Origin of the sequence: Janthinobacterium sp. (assembly GCF_009923995.1) — a bacterium.
GTDB lineage: Bacteria > Pseudomonadota > Gammaproteobacteria > Burkholderiales > Burkholderiaceae_D > Janthinobacterium.
In genome coordinates, this window is sequence record NZ_RFSK01000009.1 from 98517 (window position 1) to 116463 (window position 17947).

General features: G+C 63.0%; 16 protein-coding genes and 1 pseudogene. 15 read left to right on the forward strand and 2 right to left on the reverse strand.

What is annotated here, in order from left to right; translation table 11 throughout:
* The first annotated feature begins 116 nt into the window (after positions 1-116).
* From EBS11_RS07105 to EBS11_RS07155, 11 genes are all read left to right on the forward strand, one after another.
* Positions 117-842 (forward strand): YebC/PmpR family DNA-binding transcriptional regulator, encoded by a 726-nt coding sequence (locus tag EBS11_RS07105; RefSeq protein ID WP_092796020.1) that lies wholly within the window; start codon positions 117-119, stop codon positions 840-842.
* 164 nt (positions 843-1006) lie between these two features.
* Positions 1007-2275, forward strand: a complete 1269-nt coding sequence (gene purD / locus EBS11_RS07110; RefSeq protein WP_290601613.1) for a phosphoribosylamine--glycine ligase — start codon at positions 1007-1009, stop codon at positions 2273-2275.
* 84 nt (positions 2276-2359) lie between these two features.
* Positions 2360-3910: a class I SAM-dependent methyltransferase gene (locus EBS11_RS07115; protein WP_290601614.1), complete on the forward strand. Its 1551-nt coding sequence runs from the start codon at positions 2360-2362 to the stop codon at positions 3908-3910.
* A 140-nt stretch (positions 3911-4050) separates the two neighbouring features.
* On the forward strand, positions 4051-4965 hold the full coding sequence (gene hemF, locus EBS11_RS07120; RefSeq protein ID WP_290601616.1) for an oxygen-dependent coproporphyrinogen oxidase: 915 nt from the start codon (positions 4051-4053) through the stop codon (positions 4963-4965).
* 41 nt (positions 4966-5006) lie between these two features.
* Positions 5007-5654 (forward strand): nicotinate-nucleotide adenylyltransferase, encoded by a 648-nt coding sequence (locus EBS11_RS07125; protein WP_290601618.1) that lies wholly within the window; start codon positions 5007-5009, stop codon positions 5652-5654.
* Complete coding sequence (gene rsfS / locus EBS11_RS07130) at positions 5655-6344, forward strand: ribosome silencing factor (protein WP_290601619.1); 690 nt, start codon at positions 5655-5657, stop codon at positions 6342-6344.
* 6 nt (positions 6345-6350) lie between these two features.
* On the forward strand, positions 6351-6821 hold the full coding sequence (gene rlmH / locus EBS11_RS07135; RefSeq protein WP_034747108.1) for a 23S rRNA (pseudouridine(1915)-N(3))-methyltransferase RlmH: 471 nt from the start codon (positions 6351-6353) through the stop codon (positions 6819-6821).
* A gap of 9 nt (positions 6822-6830) precedes the next feature.
* On the forward strand, positions 6831-7451 hold the full coding sequence (locus EBS11_RS07140; protein ID WP_290601622.1) for a Maf family protein: 621 nt from the start codon (positions 6831-6833) through the stop codon (positions 7449-7451).
* Positions 7452-7494: 43 nt separating this feature from the next.
* The gene (gene rng / locus EBS11_RS07145; protein WP_034747098.1) at positions 7495-8958 is read left to right on the forward strand and encodes a ribonuclease G; all 1464 of its coding nucleotides are present in this window, start codon (positions 7495-7497) and stop codon (positions 8956-8958) included.
* 2 nt (positions 8959-8960) lie between these two features.
* Positions 8961-9743 (forward strand): AraC family transcriptional regulator, encoded by a 783-nt coding sequence (locus EBS11_RS07150; protein ID WP_290601625.1) that lies wholly within the window; start codon positions 8961-8963, stop codon positions 9741-9743.
* 77 nt (positions 9744-9820) lie between these two features.
* Positions 9821-10444, forward strand: coding sequence for a LysE family translocator (locus EBS11_RS07155; RefSeq protein WP_290601627.1), 624 nt, complete (start codon positions 9821-9823; stop codon positions 10442-10444).
* 10 nt (positions 10445-10454) lie between these two features.
* Here EBS11_RS07155 and EBS11_RS07160 read toward each other — a convergent pair whose 3' ends face one another.
* Positions 10455-10994, reverse strand: a complete 540-nt coding sequence (locus EBS11_RS07160) for a hypothetical protein (RefSeq protein ID WP_290601628.1) — start codon at positions 10992-10994, stop codon at positions 10455-10457.
* Between the two features lie 72 nt (positions 10995-11066).
* Complete coding sequence (locus EBS11_RS07165; protein WP_290601630.1) at positions 11067-12092, reverse strand: LacI family DNA-binding transcriptional regulator; 1026 nt, start codon at positions 12090-12092, stop codon at positions 11067-11069.
* A 206-nt stretch (positions 12093-12298) separates the two neighbouring features.
* On the opposite strand from EBS11_RS07165, the pseudogene EBS11_RS07170 reads away from it, so the two are divergent.
* From EBS11_RS07170 to EBS11_RS07185, 4 genes and pseudogenes are all read left to right on the forward strand, one after another.
* Positions 12299-13537, forward strand: a pseudogene (locus tag EBS11_RS07170) (malic enzyme-like NAD(P)-binding protein); the annotation flags it as partial.
* Positions 13538-13585: 48 nt separating this feature from the next.
* Positions 13586-15013, forward strand: coding sequence for an O-antigen ligase family protein (locus EBS11_RS07175; RefSeq protein ID WP_290601632.1), 1428 nt, complete (start codon positions 13586-13588; stop codon positions 15011-15013).
* Positions 15014-15063: 50 nt separating this feature from the next.
* Positions 15064-16797 carry a lipid A export permease/ATP-binding protein MsbA gene (gene msbA, locus EBS11_RS07180; RefSeq protein ID WP_290601634.1) on the forward strand — a complete coding sequence of 578 codons (1734 nt, stop codon included), beginning with the start codon at positions 15064-15066 and terminating at the stop codon, positions 16795-16797.
* Positions 16798-16832: 35 nt separating this feature from the next.
* Complete coding sequence (locus EBS11_RS07185; protein ID WP_290601635.1) at positions 16833-17933, forward strand: glycosyltransferase family 9 protein; 1101 nt, start codon at positions 16833-16835, stop codon at positions 17931-17933.
* Positions 17934-17947: the final 14 nt, after the last annotated feature.

Consider the following 17947-nt stretch of genomic DNA (forward strand, 5'->3'; position numbering starts at 1 on the left):
CGCGTCACTTTAACAACAGATTGTGTCCGCTTGATGACGGGGCCATGCCGCTTGGCAGGGGGCCGATATGCTAAAATGTCGGCCACAATTGAACACCCGTCTAAGGAAGATTCGACATGGCAGGACATAGCAAATGGGCCAACATCAAGCATAAAAAGGCTGCCACGGATGCCAAGCGCGGCAAAATCTGGACTCGCCTGATCAAGGAAATCACGGTCGCGGCCCGCATGGGCGGCGCCGACATCGCGGCCAATCCGCGCCTGCGCCTGGCAGTCGACAAGGCGGCCGATGCGAACATGCCGAAAGACAACGTCCAGCGCGCGATCAACCGCGGCAGCGGCGGCGTCGATGGCGCCAACTACGAAGAAGTGCGCTACGAAGGCTATGGCGTGGGCGGCGCTGCCGTCATCGTCGAATGCATGACGGACAACCGCGTGCGCACGGTGGCCGAGGTACGCAACGCCTTCAACAAGAACGGCGGCAACATGGGCAACGAAGGCTCCGTCGCCTTCATGTTCCAGCACTGCGGCCAGTTGCTGTTCGCGCCCGGCACCGATGAAGACAAGCTGATGGAAGCGGCCCTGGAAGCGGGCGCCGAAGATGTCATCGCCGACGAGGAAGGCGGCTTCGAAGTGCTGACGCCAGTGCACGATTTCGCCGCCGTCAAGGAAGCGCTGGAAGCAGCCGGCTTCAAGGCCGAAGTGGCCGAAGTCATCATGAAGCCGGCGACGGAAACCGTGTACACGGGCGACGACGCCATCAAGATGCAAAAGCTGATCGATGCGCTGGAACTGCTGGACGACGTGCAGGAAGTCTTCACCAACGCCCTGATCGAAAACTAGGCACGGGGTAAAAAAGTCCATGGCGGCGTTGCATGGCCTTGCCGTACTAGCCGTACTGTCTTCGGCCATGCGCCTTGCCCTGAACATTTTTACCGCGTGCCAGGCAATATGTTAAACAAGGGCGGCACTGCTGCCCTGCAACCCACACTGAACGAACGGTCCCTATGAAAATTCTGGTAGTCGGCTCTGGCGGCCGCGAACACGCCCTGGCCTGGAAACTGGCCCAGTCCGAACGCATACAGATGGTGTATGTCGCGCCGGGCAATGGCGGCACCGCGCGCGATGCGCGCCTGGTCAATCTCGACATCAGCGACCCGCAATTGCTGGCCGACTTCGTTCAGCAGGAACACATCGGCCTGACCGTCGTCGGCCCGGAAGTGCCGCTGGCAGCGGGCATCGTCAACCTGTTCCGCTCGCGCGGCCTGAAAATCTTCGGCCCGACGAAAGAAGCGGCGCAGCTGGAGTCGTCGAAGGACTTCGCCAAGGCCTTCATGCAGCGCCACGGCATCCCGACGGCCGCCTACCAGACGTTCTCCGACGTCGCTCCCGCGCACGCCTACGTCGATGCCATGGGCGCGCCCATCGTCATCAAGGCCGACGGCCTGGCCGCCGGCAAGGGCGTCGTCGTCGCCATGACACTGGAAGAAGCGCACCAGGCGGTCGACATGATGCTGGCCGATAACCAGTTCGGCGACGCCGGCGCGCGCATCGTCATCGAGGAATTCCTCGCCGGCGAAGAAGCGAGCTTCATCGTCATGTGCGACGGCAAGAACATCCTGCCGCTGGCCACCAGCCAGGACCACAAGCGCCTGAAGGACCACGACCAGGGCCCGAACACGGGCGGCATGGGTGCGTACTCGCCCGCCCCCATCGTCACGCCGGCCATGCATGCGCGCGTCATGCGCGAAATCATCGTGCCGACCATCCAGGGCATGGCCAAGGATGGCATCACATTCACGGGCTTCCTGTACGCGGGCCTGATGATCGACGACAAGGGCACGCCGAAGACGCTGGAATTCAACTGCCGCATGGGCGACCCGGAAACGCAGCCCATCATGGCGCGCCTGAAGACTGACCTGGTCACGGTCATGGAACACGCCGTCAACGGCACGCTCGATGCCGTGGAACTGGAATGGGACCGCCGCACGGCCGTCGGCGTCGTCATGGCCGCCGCCGGCTACCCGGACGATCCCGTCAAGGGCACGCCGATCGGCGACATTCCGGCCGAAACGACTGACTCCGTCACCTTCCACGCGGGCACCCGCGTCGAAGGCGAGCGCCTGGTCACCAACGGCGGGCGCGTGCTGTGCGTCGTCGGCCTGGGCGACAGCATCAAGATGGCACAGAAGCAGGCCTATGAAACTGTGGAAAAAATCCACTTCGACGGCGCGCAATACCGCCGCGACATCGGCTGGCGCGGCCTGAAGCATTAATTCAGCGCTTTTTGACACGTCCGCCCTCCCCGCGCCGGCGGCACTGATGGCATACTGCCGTTTTGCCACCAACGCGGGGAAACCATGGCCTGGAATGAAGGATACGTGTCGGATATCGAGTACACCAACGGCTTTTACAGCGACCTGAGTCCGCATCACCTCAATTTCAGCTGCATCCTCAACGGCGTCGAACCGGTGCCAATGGATCAGCCTTACACCTATTTTGAACTGGGCTTCGGCCGTGGCCTGACACTCAATGTGCTGGCCGCCACCAATTCGAATGGGCAGTTCTATGGCAACGATTTCAATCCAGCCCATGTCGCTGGCGCGCGCGCCCTGGCGGCAGCGGCCCAGCTGGGCAACCTGACCCTGCTGGAAAACAGCTTTGAAGAACTGGCGCAGGGCTGCGTGGCCGGCTTGCCGCAGTTCGATTTCATCACCCTGCACGGCATCTATACCTGGGTCAGCCGGGAAAACCGCCAGCATATCGTCGACTTCATCGCCCGCTATCTGAAACCGGGCGGCATCGTTTCGCTCAGCTATAACGCCATGCCCGGCTGGAGCGCGGCCCTGCCCCTGCAACGCCTGCTGCTGGAATTTTCCGCCAGCTTCCCCGGCCGCAGCGACTTGCAGATACAGGCCGGGGCGGCCTACGTGCAGCAGTTGCAGAACCTGCAGGCCGGCTACATCACGGCCAATCCCGCGCTCGCGCCGCGCCTCAATGCGCTTGCCGACAGCGATCCCCATTACAGCGTGCATGAATACCTGAACCAGGACTGGGAACCGCTGTATCACGCCGACGTGATGCGCGATGTGGCGCGCGCCAAGCTCGATTTCGCCGGCTCGTCCGACCTGCCTTTCGCCTTTCCCGAGCTGTATCTGAACGCGGACCAGCAGGCCACCATCGACCTGCTGCCCGACGCAGCCATGCGCGAGACGATGAAGGACTATTTTTTGAACACCAGCTTCCGCAAGGATGTCCTGGTACGCGGCGCACGCCGCATGGGGGCGGTGCGCCAGGCCGAGTGCCTGGCCGGCGTACACCTGGCCATGCTGGTGCCGCGCGCGCAGATGGCCTTCACCTTCCAGACCAAGGCCGGCACAATAACAGGCAACGAGCAGGTCTACGGCGCCGTCTGCGACGCCCTGGCGCTCCGTCCGCATAGCCTGGCGGAGCTGGCAGCACTGGAAAGCCTGCAGGGACAGAGCCTGCAAAGCCTGGCGGAAGTGGCTGCCATGCTGGTCACCGGCAGCCAGGTCGTCATGTATTTCAGGGGCGAGGCGCAGGCCGACAGTGGCGGCATCACGGCGCACCGCCTGAACCAGGCCATCGCCGCGCAACTGCGCTATGGCGACGACTACCGCACCTTGTGCTGTCCATTGACAGGCAGCGGCATCGAAACGGAATTCATCGACCGGCTGCTGTTTTCCCTGCTGACCCAGGACCGCGGACAGCCGGAATTGGCGCACCTGCAGGCGCAGGCCGCCGACGCCATGGCGCGCTGCGGGCGCAGGCTGCTCAAGGACGGTGCCGCATGTGCCGACGATCAGGCGCACCAGCTGCTGCTCGATGGCGCTATTGACGCATTCTTGCGCGACAAGCTCCCCGTGCTGAAACAGCTGCGCATGCTGTGAAGGCGGCCGGCGAGGACTGGCCGCCGGCAGCTCCCGCGGCCAGAGTCAAAACCACAGCGCAAGCGCCGGCCTATCACAAAAACGCGTAACAGGGTACAATCCGTCCTTACTTTTTTATTTCGGCCTCGTCGGCCCACGCGATGTCGTCAACTCCCTCTCCTTCGGCCGTCAAGGCCTATTTGCTCGATTTGCAAAGCCGTATCGTGCAGGCGCTCGAAGCGCAGGACGGCAAGCCGTTCCTGACCGATACCTGGCAGCGTCCCGAAGGCGGCGGCGGCATTTCCCGGCTGATCGAGGAAGGCAATGTGTTCGAGCGGGGCGGCGTGAATTTTTCGCACGTCACCGGCGCCGCATTGCCGCCATCGGCAGCTGCCGCGCGCCCTGAACTGGGCGGCAAGGCGTGGGAGGCGATGGGCGTGTCGCTGGTGCTGCATCCGCGTAATCCGTATGCGCCCACGGTGCACATGAATGTGCGCTTTTTCACCACCGTGAATGCCGGTGGCGAACCCGTATGGTGGTTCGGCGGCGGCATGGACCTGACGCCATATTACGGCGACGCGGACGACGTGAAGCACTTCCACCAGGTGTGCCATGATGCACTGGCGCCGTTTGGCGAAGAGCTGCATCCGAAGTTCAAGCAGTGGTGCGACGATTATTTCTACCTGAAGCACCGGCGCGAAGCGCGCGGCGCCGGCGGCATCTTCTTCGACGACTTCAACGCCCTGGGCTTTGACGACAGCTTTGCCATGATGCGCAGCGCCGGAGACGCCTTCATCGACGCCTATGTGCCGATCCTGGCGCGCCGCAAGGACACGCCCTACGGCGAACGCGAACGCGATTTCCAGTGCTACCGGCGCGGACGCTATGTCGAATTCAACCTGGTGTTCGACCGCGGCACCCTGTTCGGCCTGCAGTCGGGCGGCCGCACCGAGGCGATCCTGATGTCGATGCCGCCCGTGGTCAAGTGGCGCTACGACTGGCACCCGGAAGCGGGCAGCCCAGAAGCGGCGTTGTATACTGACTTCCTCGTGCATCGCGACTGGCTGCAGGCGTGACAGGTAGTACGGCGGGAAGCACGACGCGCAATTCCCCATGCGTGGCGCTGCTGGGCGGCAGCTACGATCCGGTGCACATGGGGCATGTCGCGCTGGGCACGCTTTTTTCCAGCCTGCTGCGCGCCGACGAACTGCGCGTGATTCCGGCCGGTGCGCCCTGGCAAAAAGGCAACCTGGGCGCCAGCGGCCCGCAGCGCGCCGACATGGCCAGCCTGGCCTTCGCCGGCCTGCCCTTGCCGGTCGTGATCGACCGCCAGGAAATCGCGCGCAGCGAGCATGGCCAGGCCAGCTACACCATCGATACCTTGCGCCAGGTACGCGCCGAACTGGGGCCGCGCGCGTCCATCGCTTTCCTGATGGGCGCCGACCAGCTGCAGCGGCTGGCGACCTGGCGCGAATGGCAGCAATTATTTGAATACGCGCATATCTGCGTCGCGGCCCGCCCCGGCTTCGCGCTGAATGACACAGCAGTGCCACGAGTGGTCGCCGACGAATTTTCGCGCCGCCTGGGGTCACTGGAAAGCATCCGCAACACGCCGCACGGTCTGACTTATCTGGCACAGGACTTCGCGGTGGATATCTCCGCCACCGAAATACGTGCGGCATTACAACGGGGGGATCGGGCAAACTCGCTTGTTTCCCCGCTAGTGCTAGACTATATTGAACAACATAATTTATACAAAAGCTAAATGGACATCAAAAAACTGCAAACCCTCGTCGTTGACGCCCTTGAAGACGTCAAAGGCCAAGACATCGCCGTCTTCGATACGGTACATCTGACCAGCCTGTTCGACCGCATCGCGATCGTCTCCGGTACCTCGAACCGTCAGACCAAGGCGCTGGCCGCCTCGGTGCGCGACAAGGTGAAGGACGCCGGCGGCGAAATCATCGGCATGGAAGGCGAGGACACCGGTGAATGGGTGCTGGTCGACCTGGGCGACATGATCGTCCACATCATGCAGGCGCCTATCCGCGCCTACTACCGCCTGGAAGAAATCTGGGGCGACAAGCCGGTCAAGCTGGGTGCCGCCAAGCGCGCGCCGAAAAAAGCCGCCGGCGACGAGCCGAAAAAGGTCAGCGGCCACCTGGCGGCAAGCAAGGCCAACGTGGAAGCGACGCCCGTGATCGAGAAAAAGGCACCGGCCAAGAAAGCTGCGGCCACCACCGCCGCCAAGAAAGCCCCGGCGAAAAAAGCCACTGTGTCCAAAGCCGTCGGCAAGACCGTGAAAGTCGCGCCAACCAAGACCGAGACGGCCGCCGTCAAAGCCTTGAAAGCCCTGCCGGAGAAAAAAGTACGCGCCCCACGCGCGGCCAAACCGGCAGCCGATGCGGCACCGGCAAAAACCGTGATCAAGCGTATCAAAAAAGTCGAAGCGTAAGCCTCGATGCAGCTCATCATCGCTGCGGTCGGCCATAAAATGCCGGCCTGGATAGAGACGGGCTTCGCGGAATACGCGAAGCGCATGCCGCCGGAACTGCGCATCGTGCTGAAGGAAATCAAGCCGGTGGAACGTTCCGGCAGCAAGACCGCCGCCACGGCGATGGCGCTGGAGCGCGAACGCATCGAAGCCGTCCTGCCCAAGGGCGTGCGCATCATCGCCCTCGACGAACGTGGCAAGGACCTGACCAGCGTCGGCCTGTCGCAGCAGTTGATGGCGTGGCAGCAGGATGGCCGCGACACGGCCTTCCTGATCGGCGGCGCAGACGGCCTCGATCCGCAACTCAAGGCCCGTGCCGAAGGCATGCTGCGCATCTCCAGCATGACCCTGCCGCACGGCGTGGTGCGCGTGATCCTCGCCGAGCAGCTGTACCGCGCCTGGTCGATCACGCAAAACCATCCCTATCACCGCGTCTGAACTCCCGCCATGAAACCGGCCGATAACAAGATTTATCTCGCCTCAAAAAGCCCGCGCCGGCGCGAACTGCTGCGCCAGATCGGCATTGATTTCGAATTGCTGCTGCTGCGCAGCGAAGGGCCGCGCGGCGCCGACGTCACCGAGGAAGTCCTCCCTGGCGAGTCGGCGCTCGACTATGTGGCGCGCGTGGCGAATGAAAAAGCCGCCTTCGCCTGGGACCTGGTGCGCCGCCGCCACCTGACCCCGCGGCCCGTGCTGGCGGCCGACACCACCGTCACCATCGACGGCGTCATCCTCGGCAAGCCGGCCGACCGCGCGGAAGCCGTGGCCATGCTGCAGCAGCTGTCGGGCCGCACGCACCAGGTACTCACCTCGATCGCCGTGCACTACAAGGATTTCGCCGAACAGCGCACGCAGATCTCGCAGGTGCGTTTCGGCGCGCTGTCCCCCGCCTCCATCGCCGCGTATTGCGCCACGCCCGAGCCGTACGACAAGGCCGGTGCCTACGGCATCCAGGGCAGCGCCGCGCTGTTCGTCGAGCACATCGAAGGCAGCCATTCCGGCATCATGGGCCTGCCCCTGTACGAAACCGCACAGTTGCTGAGACTAGCAGGTTTGCCCCTGTCCTGATCCCGGGTATGATGTCATTCGTTGCCTCCACTCCCGCGCCTCCATGAACGAAGACATCCTGATCAATATCACGCCGCAAGAAACGCGCGTCGCCCTCATCCTGCAGGGCGCCGTGCAGGAATTGCACATCGAGCGCACGCTCACGCGCGGCCTGGCCGGCAATGTGTATTCCGGCAAGGTGGTGCGGGTATTGCCGGGCATGCAGTCGGCCTTCATCGACATCGGCCTGGAGCGGGCCGCCTTCCTGCACGTGGCCGACATCTGGGAAGCGCGCGGCCACGACGGCCAGAACGCCACGCCCGCCCCCATCGAGAAAATCCTGTTTGACGGCCAGGTGCTGACGGTGCAGGTGATCAAGGACCCGATCGGCACCAAGGGCGCGCGCCTGTCGACGCAGATTTCCATCGCCGGGCGCATGCTGGTGTACCTGCCGCAGGACAAGCACATCGGTATCTCGCAGAAAATCGAAAAGGAAGCGGAGCGCGAACAACTGCGCGTGCGCCTGCAAAGCCTGCTGCCGCCCGACGAAAAGGGCGGCTACATCGTGCGCACCATGGCCGAAGACGCGTCCGACGCGGACCTGAAGGCCGACGTCGACTACCTGCGCAAGACCTGGAGCACCATCACGCACGGCGCGCGCACGCGCCCCGCCACCAGCCTGCTGCACCAGGACTTGAGCCTGGCCCAGCGCGTGCTGCGCGACTTCGTCGGCGATGAAACGGCCACCATTCAGGTCGACTCGCGCGAAAACTACGTCAAATTGCGCGAATTCGCAGAAATCTACACGCCCAGCGAACTGACGCGCCTGCAACACTACACGGGCGAACGCCCCCTGTTCGACCTGTACGGCGTGGAAGAAGAGATCCTGCGTGCCCTGGGCCGCCGCGTGGACCTGAAATCGGGCGGCTACCTGATCGTCGACCAGACGGAAGCGATGACCACCATCGACGTCAACACGGGCGGCTTTGTCGGCGGGCGCAATTTTGCCGACACCATCTTCAAGACCAACCTGGAAGCGGCACACGCCATTGCGCGCCAGCTGCGCCTGCGCAACCTGGGCGGCATCATCATCCTCGACTTCATCGACATGGACAACGCGGAGCACCGCAACGCCGTGCTGGCCGAGCTGAAGCGCACCCTGTCGCGCGACCGCACCAAGGTCTCGGTGAGCAACTTCTCACCCCTGGGCCTGGTGGAAATGACGCGCAAGCGCACGCGCGAATCGCTGGCGCACATCCTGTGCGAACCGTGCCCCGCCTGCGCCGGCAAGGGACAAGTGAAGACCTCGCGCACGATCTGCTATGAAATCCTGCGCGAACTGCTGCGCGAAGCCAAGCAGTTCAACCCGCGCGAATTCCGCATCCTCGCCTCGCAGGAAGTCGTGGATCTATTCCTGGAGGAAGAATCGCAGCACCTGGCCATGCTGGGCGACTTCATCGGCAAGAAAATCTCGCTGCAGGTGGAGAATGCCTACCACCAGGAGCAGTACGACGTGATTTTGATGTAGCCATGCCGGGCGATACCGCCTTCTGGCGCGACCCGTTGCTCCCCCACGTGGAGAGCCGGCGCGCCTGCCGCAGCCGCGCGTGCTACAAGCCGCACAGCCATCCCACGTATTCCATCGGCGCCGTCGACGCGGGCGGCAGCGTTTTTACGGGCAGCCATGGCCGCCAGCACCCTCTCAGCTCCGGCAGCCTGGTGCTGGTGCCGGCCGGCTGCGTACACGCCTGCAATCCCCTGTCCGGCGCGCACTGGAGCTACCAGATGCTGCACCTCGATGCGCATTGGCTGCAAGGCCAGGTGCCGCGGCTGCGCACGGATAGCGCCACGGTGCTGCATGCTCCCGCACTGTACGCGCAGTTCTGCAGCATGAATGCGCTGCTGTTCTCGGGCGCCCCCGCGGCGGACAAGCAGGCAGCGCTGCTGGCCTTCCTGCATGCCTGCGCCAGTGCCGGCGGGGCATACACCCTGCCCTCCGCCGCCGCCCGCATCCCCGCGCAGCTGCAACCTGTGCTGCAGGCGCTGCAGGCGCAGCCGCTGGCGAGCCTGGAACACCTGTCCCACCTGGCCGGCATGAGCCGCTTTCAATTGATCAGAACCTTCCGCGCCGCCACGGGCATGACGCCGCATGCGTATCAGCTGAACCTGGGCGTGAACCGCGCGCGCGACGGCTTGCAGGCGGGCAGCGCCCTGGCCGATATCGCCAGCGAGCTGGGCTTTGCCGACCAGAGTCATCTGCAGCGCGTCTTCAAGGCCCATGCGGGCATCACGCCGGGGCGCTATCGCCGCTAGCACGGCTGCAATATTCTTCAATACACGCAGCGGCGTTCCTTGCATACTCGCGCATCGCCCTTACCGGAGCCGCGCCCATGCAGGATTTTCTCCTCGTCGCCATCGCCCATTTCCTTGCCCTGCTGTCGCCAGGCCCGGACTTTTTCCTCGTCGCCCGCAGCGCGCTGGCGCAGGGCTGGCGCGGCGCGGTGGGCGCCTGTCTCGGCATCACGCTGGCCAATGGCGTGTTCATCGTGGCGGCGTTCGGCGGCGTGGCCGTGCTGCGCCCGGGCAGCGCCCTGTTTATCGCCGTGCAGCTGGCCGGCTGCGCCTATCTGCTGTACCTGGGCTGGCTGTTTTTGCGCCATGCGGGCAAGAGCACGCTGGAAGCGGTATCGGCCACAGGCAAGGCGCATTGGCGCGCTGGCATGGGCATGGGATTTCTCTCGGCGATATTCAATCCGAAGAATGCGCTGTTCTATGTCAGCCTGGCGTCGGCCGTCGCCAGCCGGCAGCCGGGCGGCGGCTGGGTGCTGTTCTACGGGGTGTGGATGGTATGCGCCGTGCTGGCGTGGGATTTGACGGTGGCGCTGGCGATAGGTAACGCGGCGCTGCGGCAGCGCTTTGCGCGCGCCCTGCCGGGGCTGGAACGCCTGTCCGGCATCATGCTGATCTTGCTGGCGGCGGCGCTGCTGGCGAATGTCGCCAGCAGCGCCACGTAAGGCGACCCAATCAGGCAGGCAGCGGGTCCAGGTAGAACACGGCATACACTTTCAAGGGCGACGTCTCGGTCGCTTTTTCCGAGCGCACGACGGAACAGTCGTCGGCGGCCAGGCTGCGCCAGTTCTGGATGCCGGCCTTGGCGAACATGGCGTGCGCGGGAGCATTGGCGGCCAGGTCCAGCACCAGGCAGGCGTTGCGCGGGCCGGCGCCGTAGTTGACGGCGCGGATCTCGATGCCGAAGGTCGTCATCCACGGCTCCCACAGGCCCTTTTCCTTGCCAGCGGCAATACGCTCCAGCATCTCGCCAAACGTCAGGCCCTTCTTGACGGTGCTGCGCAAGGCAGCCAGCGACGGTGCCAGGCGGGGATCGGGTTGCTTGTTGCCTGCGCGAATCTCGGCGATCGCCTTCAATTCCTTGATGATGGCCGCGTCGCGTTCCGTGTAATCGCGCATGCGCGCATAGAATTCAGCGTCCAGGAAGGGATTGACGGTCAGCTTGGCGACGCCCTCTTCGCGGCGTTTGGGTGTAGGCGTGTTGGTTTTAGTCATGGCGATAGAGGGCAAGAGAAACAATGAGGGGCGCCAGTGTACCACCTTGGCGCGGCCGGGTCCCGGGCGCCGTCAGCTGCGGGGAGGCGCCGTCGATTCGCGCACCACCAGTTCCGGCTTGAGCCGCACGTCCAGCACTGCCGTGTCGGGAAAGTCGATGGTTTGCAGGATCAGGCGGGCCGCTTCCGTGCCGATGCCATGGTGGCGGATGCGGATGGTGCTCAAGGGCGGGCGGATCATGTCCATGTAGGGCATGTCGTTGTGTCCCACGACAGAAATATCTTCAGGGCAACTTAATCCCAGCTCGCGGATGGCGTCGTAGCAGCCGATGGCCACCAGGTCGCTGCCGGCCACCACGGCCGTCGTCTGCGGCGACTGGCGCAGCAGTTCCAGCAGGGCCGCCTTGCCGCATTCGCGCGAATAGCCGCTGCTTTCGAAGACGAAGGCGTGCGACGGGTCAAGTTCGCTGGCCTGGATGGCGGCCAGGAAGCCCAGGCGGCGCACGTGGCCCGTCGACAGGTTTTCCGGCCCCGCGATGTGGGCGATGTGCCGGTGGCCCAGCGCCAGCAAGTGTTCGACGGCCAGGCGCATGCCCACCACGTCGTCGCTGACGACGCAAGAAGCGACGCCCGTCTCGTCGCTGCGGTTGACGGTAACGACGGGGACGTTCTGGTCGATGCACATCTTGATGACGGGATCGTCGCGACGCGCCGTGGCCAGGATCAGGCCGTCCACCTGCTGCCCCAGCAGGCGGTTGATGACAAACAGCTGTTCTTCCTCGTCGGCCCCCACGTTGGCGACGATGGCCAGGTAGCCATGCTTGCGCAAGCCTTCCTCGATGCCCAGCAGGATGGGTGGGAAGACGGCGTTGGTAATATCGGGCAAGACCACGCCGATGATACGCGACTTGCGCGTGACCAGGGTGGAGGCGGCGCGGTTGGGACGGTAGCCGAGCCGGCTGGCCTCGGCCAGCACGCGTGCCGCCACCTCGGCACTGACCATTTGCCGCGTTGCCGGATTCATCACGCGCGAGACGGTGGAAAAATGCACGCCGCTGGCCCGCGCGACGTCGCTTAAGGTGGGGTTCTTGTTTGTCATGGGCTTCCCGGATTGCAATACCGTGATTTTATCGCAAAAAAATCCCTTTTCGTCAAAAACCGAGCAAACGCTTGCATTGAGTTTCCCCCGCGTTCCAAAGCGGTTTTCATGGAATTGTCACAAATAGAGCCTTGACAGCGTGCAAACGCTTGCATACCATGGCTCGGACTTACCACTCGGGCCTGGTTGCCCCTCCCAGAATTCCTATGTCTACTTCCCACAGCAAGCACGCCGAAGCGAACGGCGAAACCTTCAACCTGAAAGAAGCCGCCCTCGCCTATCATGCTGAACCCCGCGCCGGCAAGATTTCCGTCACGCCCACCAAACCGCTGGGCGATGCCCGCGCCCTGACCCTGGCGTATTCGCCGGGCGTGGCCTTTGCCTGCGAAGCCATCGTGGAAGATCCGCGCACGGCCGGTACCTACACCTCGCGCAGCAACCTGGTAGCCGTGATCACCAACGGCACGGCCGTGCTGGGCCTGGGCGATATCGGCCCGCTGGCCAGCAAGCCCGTGATGGAAGGCAAGGCCTGCCTGTTCAAGCAATTTGCCGACGTCGACGTGTTCGACATCGAACTGGCCGAGAACGATCCCGACCTGTTCATCGACACCGTGGTGCGCATGGAGCCGACCTTCGGCGGCATCAACCTGGAAGACATCAAGGCGCCCGACTGCTTCTATATCGAACAGCAATTGCGCAAGCGCATGAACATCCCCGTCTTCCATGACGACCAGCACGGCACGGCCATCATCGTCGCGGCCGGCATCCTGAACGGCCTGGAACTGGTGGGCAAGGACATCGGCAACGTGAAAGTGGCCGTCTCGGGCGCCGGTGCGGCCTCGATCGCCTGCCTGGACCTGCTCGTCTCGCTGGGCCTGAACAAGTCCCTACTGAAGGTCTGCGACAGCCAGGGCGTGATCTATCCGGGCCGCGACGCCAACATGGAAGAGAACAAGGCGCGCTACGCGAACGACACGAGCGACCGCGACCTGGCCGACGCCATGGTCGGCGCCGACATCTTCATCGGTGTCTCCAAAGGCGGCGTGGTGAGCGCGCAGATGGTCGAATCGATGGCTGCCAAGCCGCTGATCTTCGCCCTGGCCAATCCGCACCCGGAAATTGCCCCAGAGAAAGTGCATGCCGTACGCGACGATGCCATCGTCGCCACGGGCCGCTCGGACTACCCGAACCAGATCAACAACGTGCTGTGCTTCCCGTACATCTTCCGCGGCGCGCTCGACGTGGGCGCCACCACCATCAACGAGGAAATGAAGCTGGCCTGCGTGCGCGCCATCGCGGCATTGGCGAAAGAGCCGTTGCCGGGCCACACCACCAGCGCCCTGACGCCGCTGCAGCTGATTCCGTCGCCATTCGACGAGCGCCTGCGCAGCTGGGTTGCGCCGGCCGTATCGCAAGCGGCGATTGCCACCGGCGTGGCCACGCGCGTGCCGGCAGCGCTGGCATGATGCCTTAATCAAGGCAAGCAGGGACTTGTGCCAGCCAAACTACAGCAAGTTACCATTGCTTACAAAAAAAACCATGGCAAAAACCATGGTTTTTTCATTCTTTCCCTTGGTATATGGTCCCATCAATATCTATTTGAAAACATCCTTGCTGCATTTTTGCCCGTGCTGATCGTCTACAATGGCGCCTACTTTAAGTTGCTACAGTCGCCATTGGGGACTGATGTGCATTACCAAGGATATGCAATGCTTCGTCTGACCTCTGTTTGCGTGTTTCTTTTCTCGGCATTGGCGCTCGCTGTCAACAGTGGATATTCACTAGGTGCCGTGCTCCTGTTGCTATCCAGCACCGCCCTACTTTGGCAGCGTCCTCGCCTGGACCTGCAACGGCGCGACTATCTGATTCTCGGTACCCTGCTGTTCTACTTCCTGATCTTTACCGTCAACATGCTGTATCACGGAGATCCCACGCGTGAGCTCGATATGCCCCTGCGCGCGCTTCTGGCGATCCCCGTCATGCTGCTGCTGCTGGCGTATCCACCGCATCCCGCAGCCTGGTGGGGCGGTGTGGCATGTGGCGCGATTGCCGGCGCTGGCGTAGCAATCTGGCAAATGATCGCCCTGGGGGAGATGCGCCCCTACGCAGCGACAAGCAATGCCATCCATTATGGCAACGCCAGCATGCTGCTGGGTTTGCTGTCTGTCAGCGGCCTCGGATGGGCTCAGGAACAACGGCATGCTACAGGCTGGAGCTTGCTGCTCGTCCTGGGGTGCCTGGCAGGCATCTTTGGCTCGATCGCAAGCGGCAGCCGTGGCGGCTGGATAGCAATCCCTGTATTTACCTGCATCTTCGTCGCTCACCATGCCAGGCAACGCGGCAAGCGTTACTTGCAAGTGGCGCTGGCAGTGGTAGTCGTCCTGGTCGGCATCGCATTCGCCGCTCCGCAATCGCTGGTGCGCGAACGCACTCTCACGGCGCTCACCGAAGTACGGAAATTCGAAAATACGGGCAATGTCGATACCTCAATCGGGCAACGCATCGAAATGTGGCGCACCGCCCTGTCCATGTCGGACGAACATGTCTTTCTCGGCATCGGCCGCAATGGTTATCTGGCGCAAAAAGAAGATCTGGTCGCGGCAGGCCGAATGAGCACTACCGTACGCGACTATACAAATGCCCACAACGACTACTTGGATGCCCTGGTCAAGCGGGGCAGCATAGGCCTGCTGGCCTTGCTGGCGTTTTTACTGGTACCGTTGTACATGTTTGCCGGCGCCTTACGCCAGGGCACGCTGGCAATGCAGCATTTCAGTCTCGCCGGGGTGGCACTTTGCACCTGCTATCTGATATTCGGATTAACCACTACGTCGCTGACCTTAAATATCGGCATCATCATGCTGGTTTTCCCGATGGTCATCCTGTGGGCCTTGCTGCGCCATCAAGAACGCACCAGCTGAATTCGCTTCCCACCTGACCGTTTTTGCCTTGCCTGCCAGGAATCATACTGATGCTAACACCTGACCTGAAGCGCCTCACCGCGCTGCATGCGCCGTACAAGAAACACCTGGCCCTGGCCCTGCTGGCGATGGTCGTCACGGCCGCAACGGAACCGCTGTTGCCGTATGCGCTCAAGTTGCTTCTAGATAATGGCTTCGGCGGCAAGGTTGAATTTTCCTATTGGCTGGTACCGCTGATCGTCATCGGCATCTTCGCCATCCGCGGTGCCTCGACGTTCGCCAGCAGCTACCTGATGAGCTATGTCTCCACGCGCATCCTCAACGAACTGCGCCGCCGGATGTTTGCCAGCATGCTCAAGCTGCCCATCGACTTCTACAACACGCACACGGTCGGCAAGGTCATCAATTCCATCATGTTTGAGGTACAACAAATCATCGAAATGGTGACCAAGGTGTTTACCTCGATCGTGCGCTCCTCGCTGACGGTGCTGGGCCTGCTGGCCTGGCTGCTGTACCTGAACTGGGCACTGACCCTGGTCACCCTGGTGCTGCTGCCCGTGCTGACCATCGTCGTGCGCACCACGGGCAAGCGCCTGAAAAAACTCAACCGCGACTCGCTGGCCGTCAACGCCGAACTGACCCAGGTCATCGAGGAGACCACGCGTGCCCAGCAAGTGATCAAGATCTTCGGCGGACAGCAGTACGAGAAGGCGCGCTTCGAAGAGCGCGCCGAACAATTGCGCCGCTACAGCATGCGCATGACCACCACCTTTTCCGCCACCGTGCCCATCACGCAGGTGATCACGGCTGCCGCCGTGGCCCTGGTCATCGTGATGGCCCTGTTCCAGTCGGAACAGGGCCAGATCACGGTGGGCGGCTTCGTTTCCTTCATCACGGCCATGCTGATGCTGCTGACGCCGCTGAAACAGCTGGCCGAAGTCAACGGCCCCCTGCAGCGCGGCATGGCCGCCGCGGAAGAGGTCTTTTTGCTGATCGACAAGACGCCGGAACGCGAGGGCGGCAAGCCGCTGGCGGGCCGCTGCAGCGGACGCATCGATTTCCAGGATGTCAGCTTTGCCTATCCTGCCCATCAGGAACTGGCCCTGCAGCATATCAATCTGAGCATCGCCCCCGGCCAGACGGTCGCCTTTGTCGGCATGTCCGGCGGCGGCAAATCCACCCTGGTCAGCCTGCTGCCGGGGTTTTACTCGGCCACCGGCGGCCAGATCCTGCTCGATGGACAGAATATCGACGACATCGCCCTGAGCAGCCTGCGCAGCCAGATCGCCATGGTCAGCCAGCAGGTGGTGCTGTTCGACGACACGCTGGCCGCCAATATCGCCTATGGCGACGCGACGCCATGCCGGCAGCGCATCGAGGCGGCGGCGGCCGCGGCCTTCCTGTCGGACGTCATCGAAGGCTTGCCCGAAGGACTGGAAACGCGCCTGGGCGACAACGGCTCGCGCCTGTCGGGCGGCCAGCGCCAGCGCGTGGCCATCGCCCGCGCCATTTACAAGGATGCTCCCATCCTGATCCTCGATGAAGCCACCTCGGCACTCGACACGGAGGCGGAACGGGCCGTCCAGGCGGCGCTGGAGCACCTGATGCAAGGCAGAACGACACTAGTTATTGCTCATCGACTATCAACAATTGAACGTGCGGACCGTATCGTGGTATTGTCGCATGGGAAAATAATGGAAACCGGCAGTCACCAGCAGTTGCTGGACGCCGACGGCGCGTATGCGAATCTGCATCGCCTGCAATTTTCCCAGCAAGTGGTTTGATACCATCGAATGAATACCTGAAATCGTACTGATACATGACGCCTTTGATTCCCCCCGAACTTCTGCAAAAGTCGGAAAAAATTCTGTTCATCGCCCATCTGGCGCTGGGAGACTTCACCTATCTGCAAAACGGCTTTCGCGCCTTTGCCGCAGCCTATCCCCATGTCCAGATGCACTTGTGGGTCGATGAGGTACGGCGCACGTCCGATGCCACGCAGTGGGAAGGCTTGCGTAACTATTCGCTGTACGATTGGGTCGAGCAGTCGGGCCTGTTCGCCAAGGTGTACCGCAAGACCTACAGTCCGGCACTGTACGAAGAGTCGCTGCGCGAAGCCAAGGCGGAACACTATCCGATCGTCGTGTCGCTGGCCCACGTGCGGCCGCAGCAGTATGCGGACCTGGCCCGTGCCATCACCCCCAAAGGGCTGGTGATCGGCACGCGCAAACCGTTCAGCCCGCTGCGCCCCTGGCATTCCCTTGCCTACCGCAAGATCGACGCCGTGCTGGCGTCATATGCGGGACAGGATGCGGGCGAACATCACATCAGCAGCGTCTATGCGGACTGGTTCCACCAATTGACGGGACTCGATATTCCGGTCGCCGAGCGCTACCCCTTCGTGCACATTCCCGAGCAGGCCTTGCAGCAGGCGCAGGAGCAATTGGCCGCCTGGAACTTTACGCCGCGCCAGGGTCCCCTCGTCCTGTTGAACCCGTTCGCCAAGTCGCACAAGCGCGGCTGGCCGCTCGAGCGCATTGCCGAACTGATCGCGCGCATGCAAAAAATGCCGAAATGGGAAAATGCCTGTTTCCTGATCAATGCCATGCCGCAGGAGCTGGCCAAGGTCAATTCCATGGTGCAGGCCCACAAATTGCCGCGTACGCAAGCCTTCAGTGCCGTCGACAACTTTTTCCAGCTGCCAGCCATGCTGGCGCAATGCGACCTGGTCATTTCGGTGGAAACGTCGATCATGCACCTGGCGAATGCCGTGCATGTGCCCGTGGTGGCGCTGATGCGCAAGAAGAACCCGGAATGGGCGCCCTTCGACAGCGACAACAGCACCGTCATCACGGTGGCGCGGCGCAGCGACTGGGTCAAGGCTATTTCAGTCGAGCAAGTATTGAAGGCGATCGCCTAGCCGGCGCGGCACTG

Bases quoted from the DNA above. Each gene is read 5' to 3' on its own strand.
- EBS11_RS07105 (WP_092796020.1), top strand. From the start codon at position 117: ATGGCAGGACATAGCAAATGGGCCAACATCAAGCATAAAAAGGCTGCC.
- purD (WP_290601613.1), top strand. From the start codon at position 1,007: ATGAAAATTCTGGTAGTCGGCTCTGGCGGCCGCGAACACGCCCTGGCC.
- EBS11_RS07115 (WP_290601614.1), top strand. From the start codon at position 2,360: ATGGCCTGGAATGAAGGATACGTGTCGGATATCGAGTACACCAACGGC.
- hemF (WP_290601616.1), top strand. From the start codon at position 4,051: ATGTCGTCAACTCCCTCTCCTTCGGCCGTCAAGGCCTATTTGCTCGAT.
- rsfS (WP_290601619.1), top strand. From the start codon at position 5,655: ATGGACATCAAAAAACTGCAAACCCTCGTCGTTGACGCCCTTGAAGAC.
- rlmH (WP_034747108.1), top strand. From the start codon at position 6,351: ATGCAGCTCATCATCGCTGCGGTCGGCCATAAAATGCCGGCCTGGATA.
- EBS11_RS07140 (WP_290601622.1), top strand. From the start codon at position 6,831: ATGAAACCGGCCGATAACAAGATTTATCTCGCCTCAAAAAGCCCGCGC.
- rng (WP_034747098.1), top strand. From the start codon at position 7,495: ATGAACGAAGACATCCTGATCAATATCACGCCGCAAGAAACGCGCGTC.
- EBS11_RS07150 (WP_290601625.1), top strand. From the start codon at position 8,961: ATGCCGGGCGATACCGCCTTCTGGCGCGACCCGTTGCTCCCCCACGTG.
- EBS11_RS07155 (WP_290601627.1), top strand. From the start codon at position 9,821: ATGCAGGATTTTCTCCTCGTCGCCATCGCCCATTTCCTTGCCCTGCTG.
- EBS11_RS07160 (WP_290601628.1), bottom strand. From the start codon at position 10,994: ATGACTAAAACCAACACGCCTACACCCAAACGCCGCGAAGAGGGCGTC.
- EBS11_RS07165 (WP_290601630.1), bottom strand. From the start codon at position 12,092: ATGACAAACAAGAACCCCACCTTAAGCGACGTCGCGCGGGCCAGCGGC.
- msbA (WP_290601634.1), top strand. From the start codon at position 15,064: ATGCTAACACCTGACCTGAAGCGCCTCACCGCGCTGCATGCGCCGTAC.
- EBS11_RS07185 (WP_290601635.1), top strand. From the start codon at position 16,833: ATGACGCCTTTGATTCCCCCCGAACTTCTGCAAAAGTCGGAAAAAATT.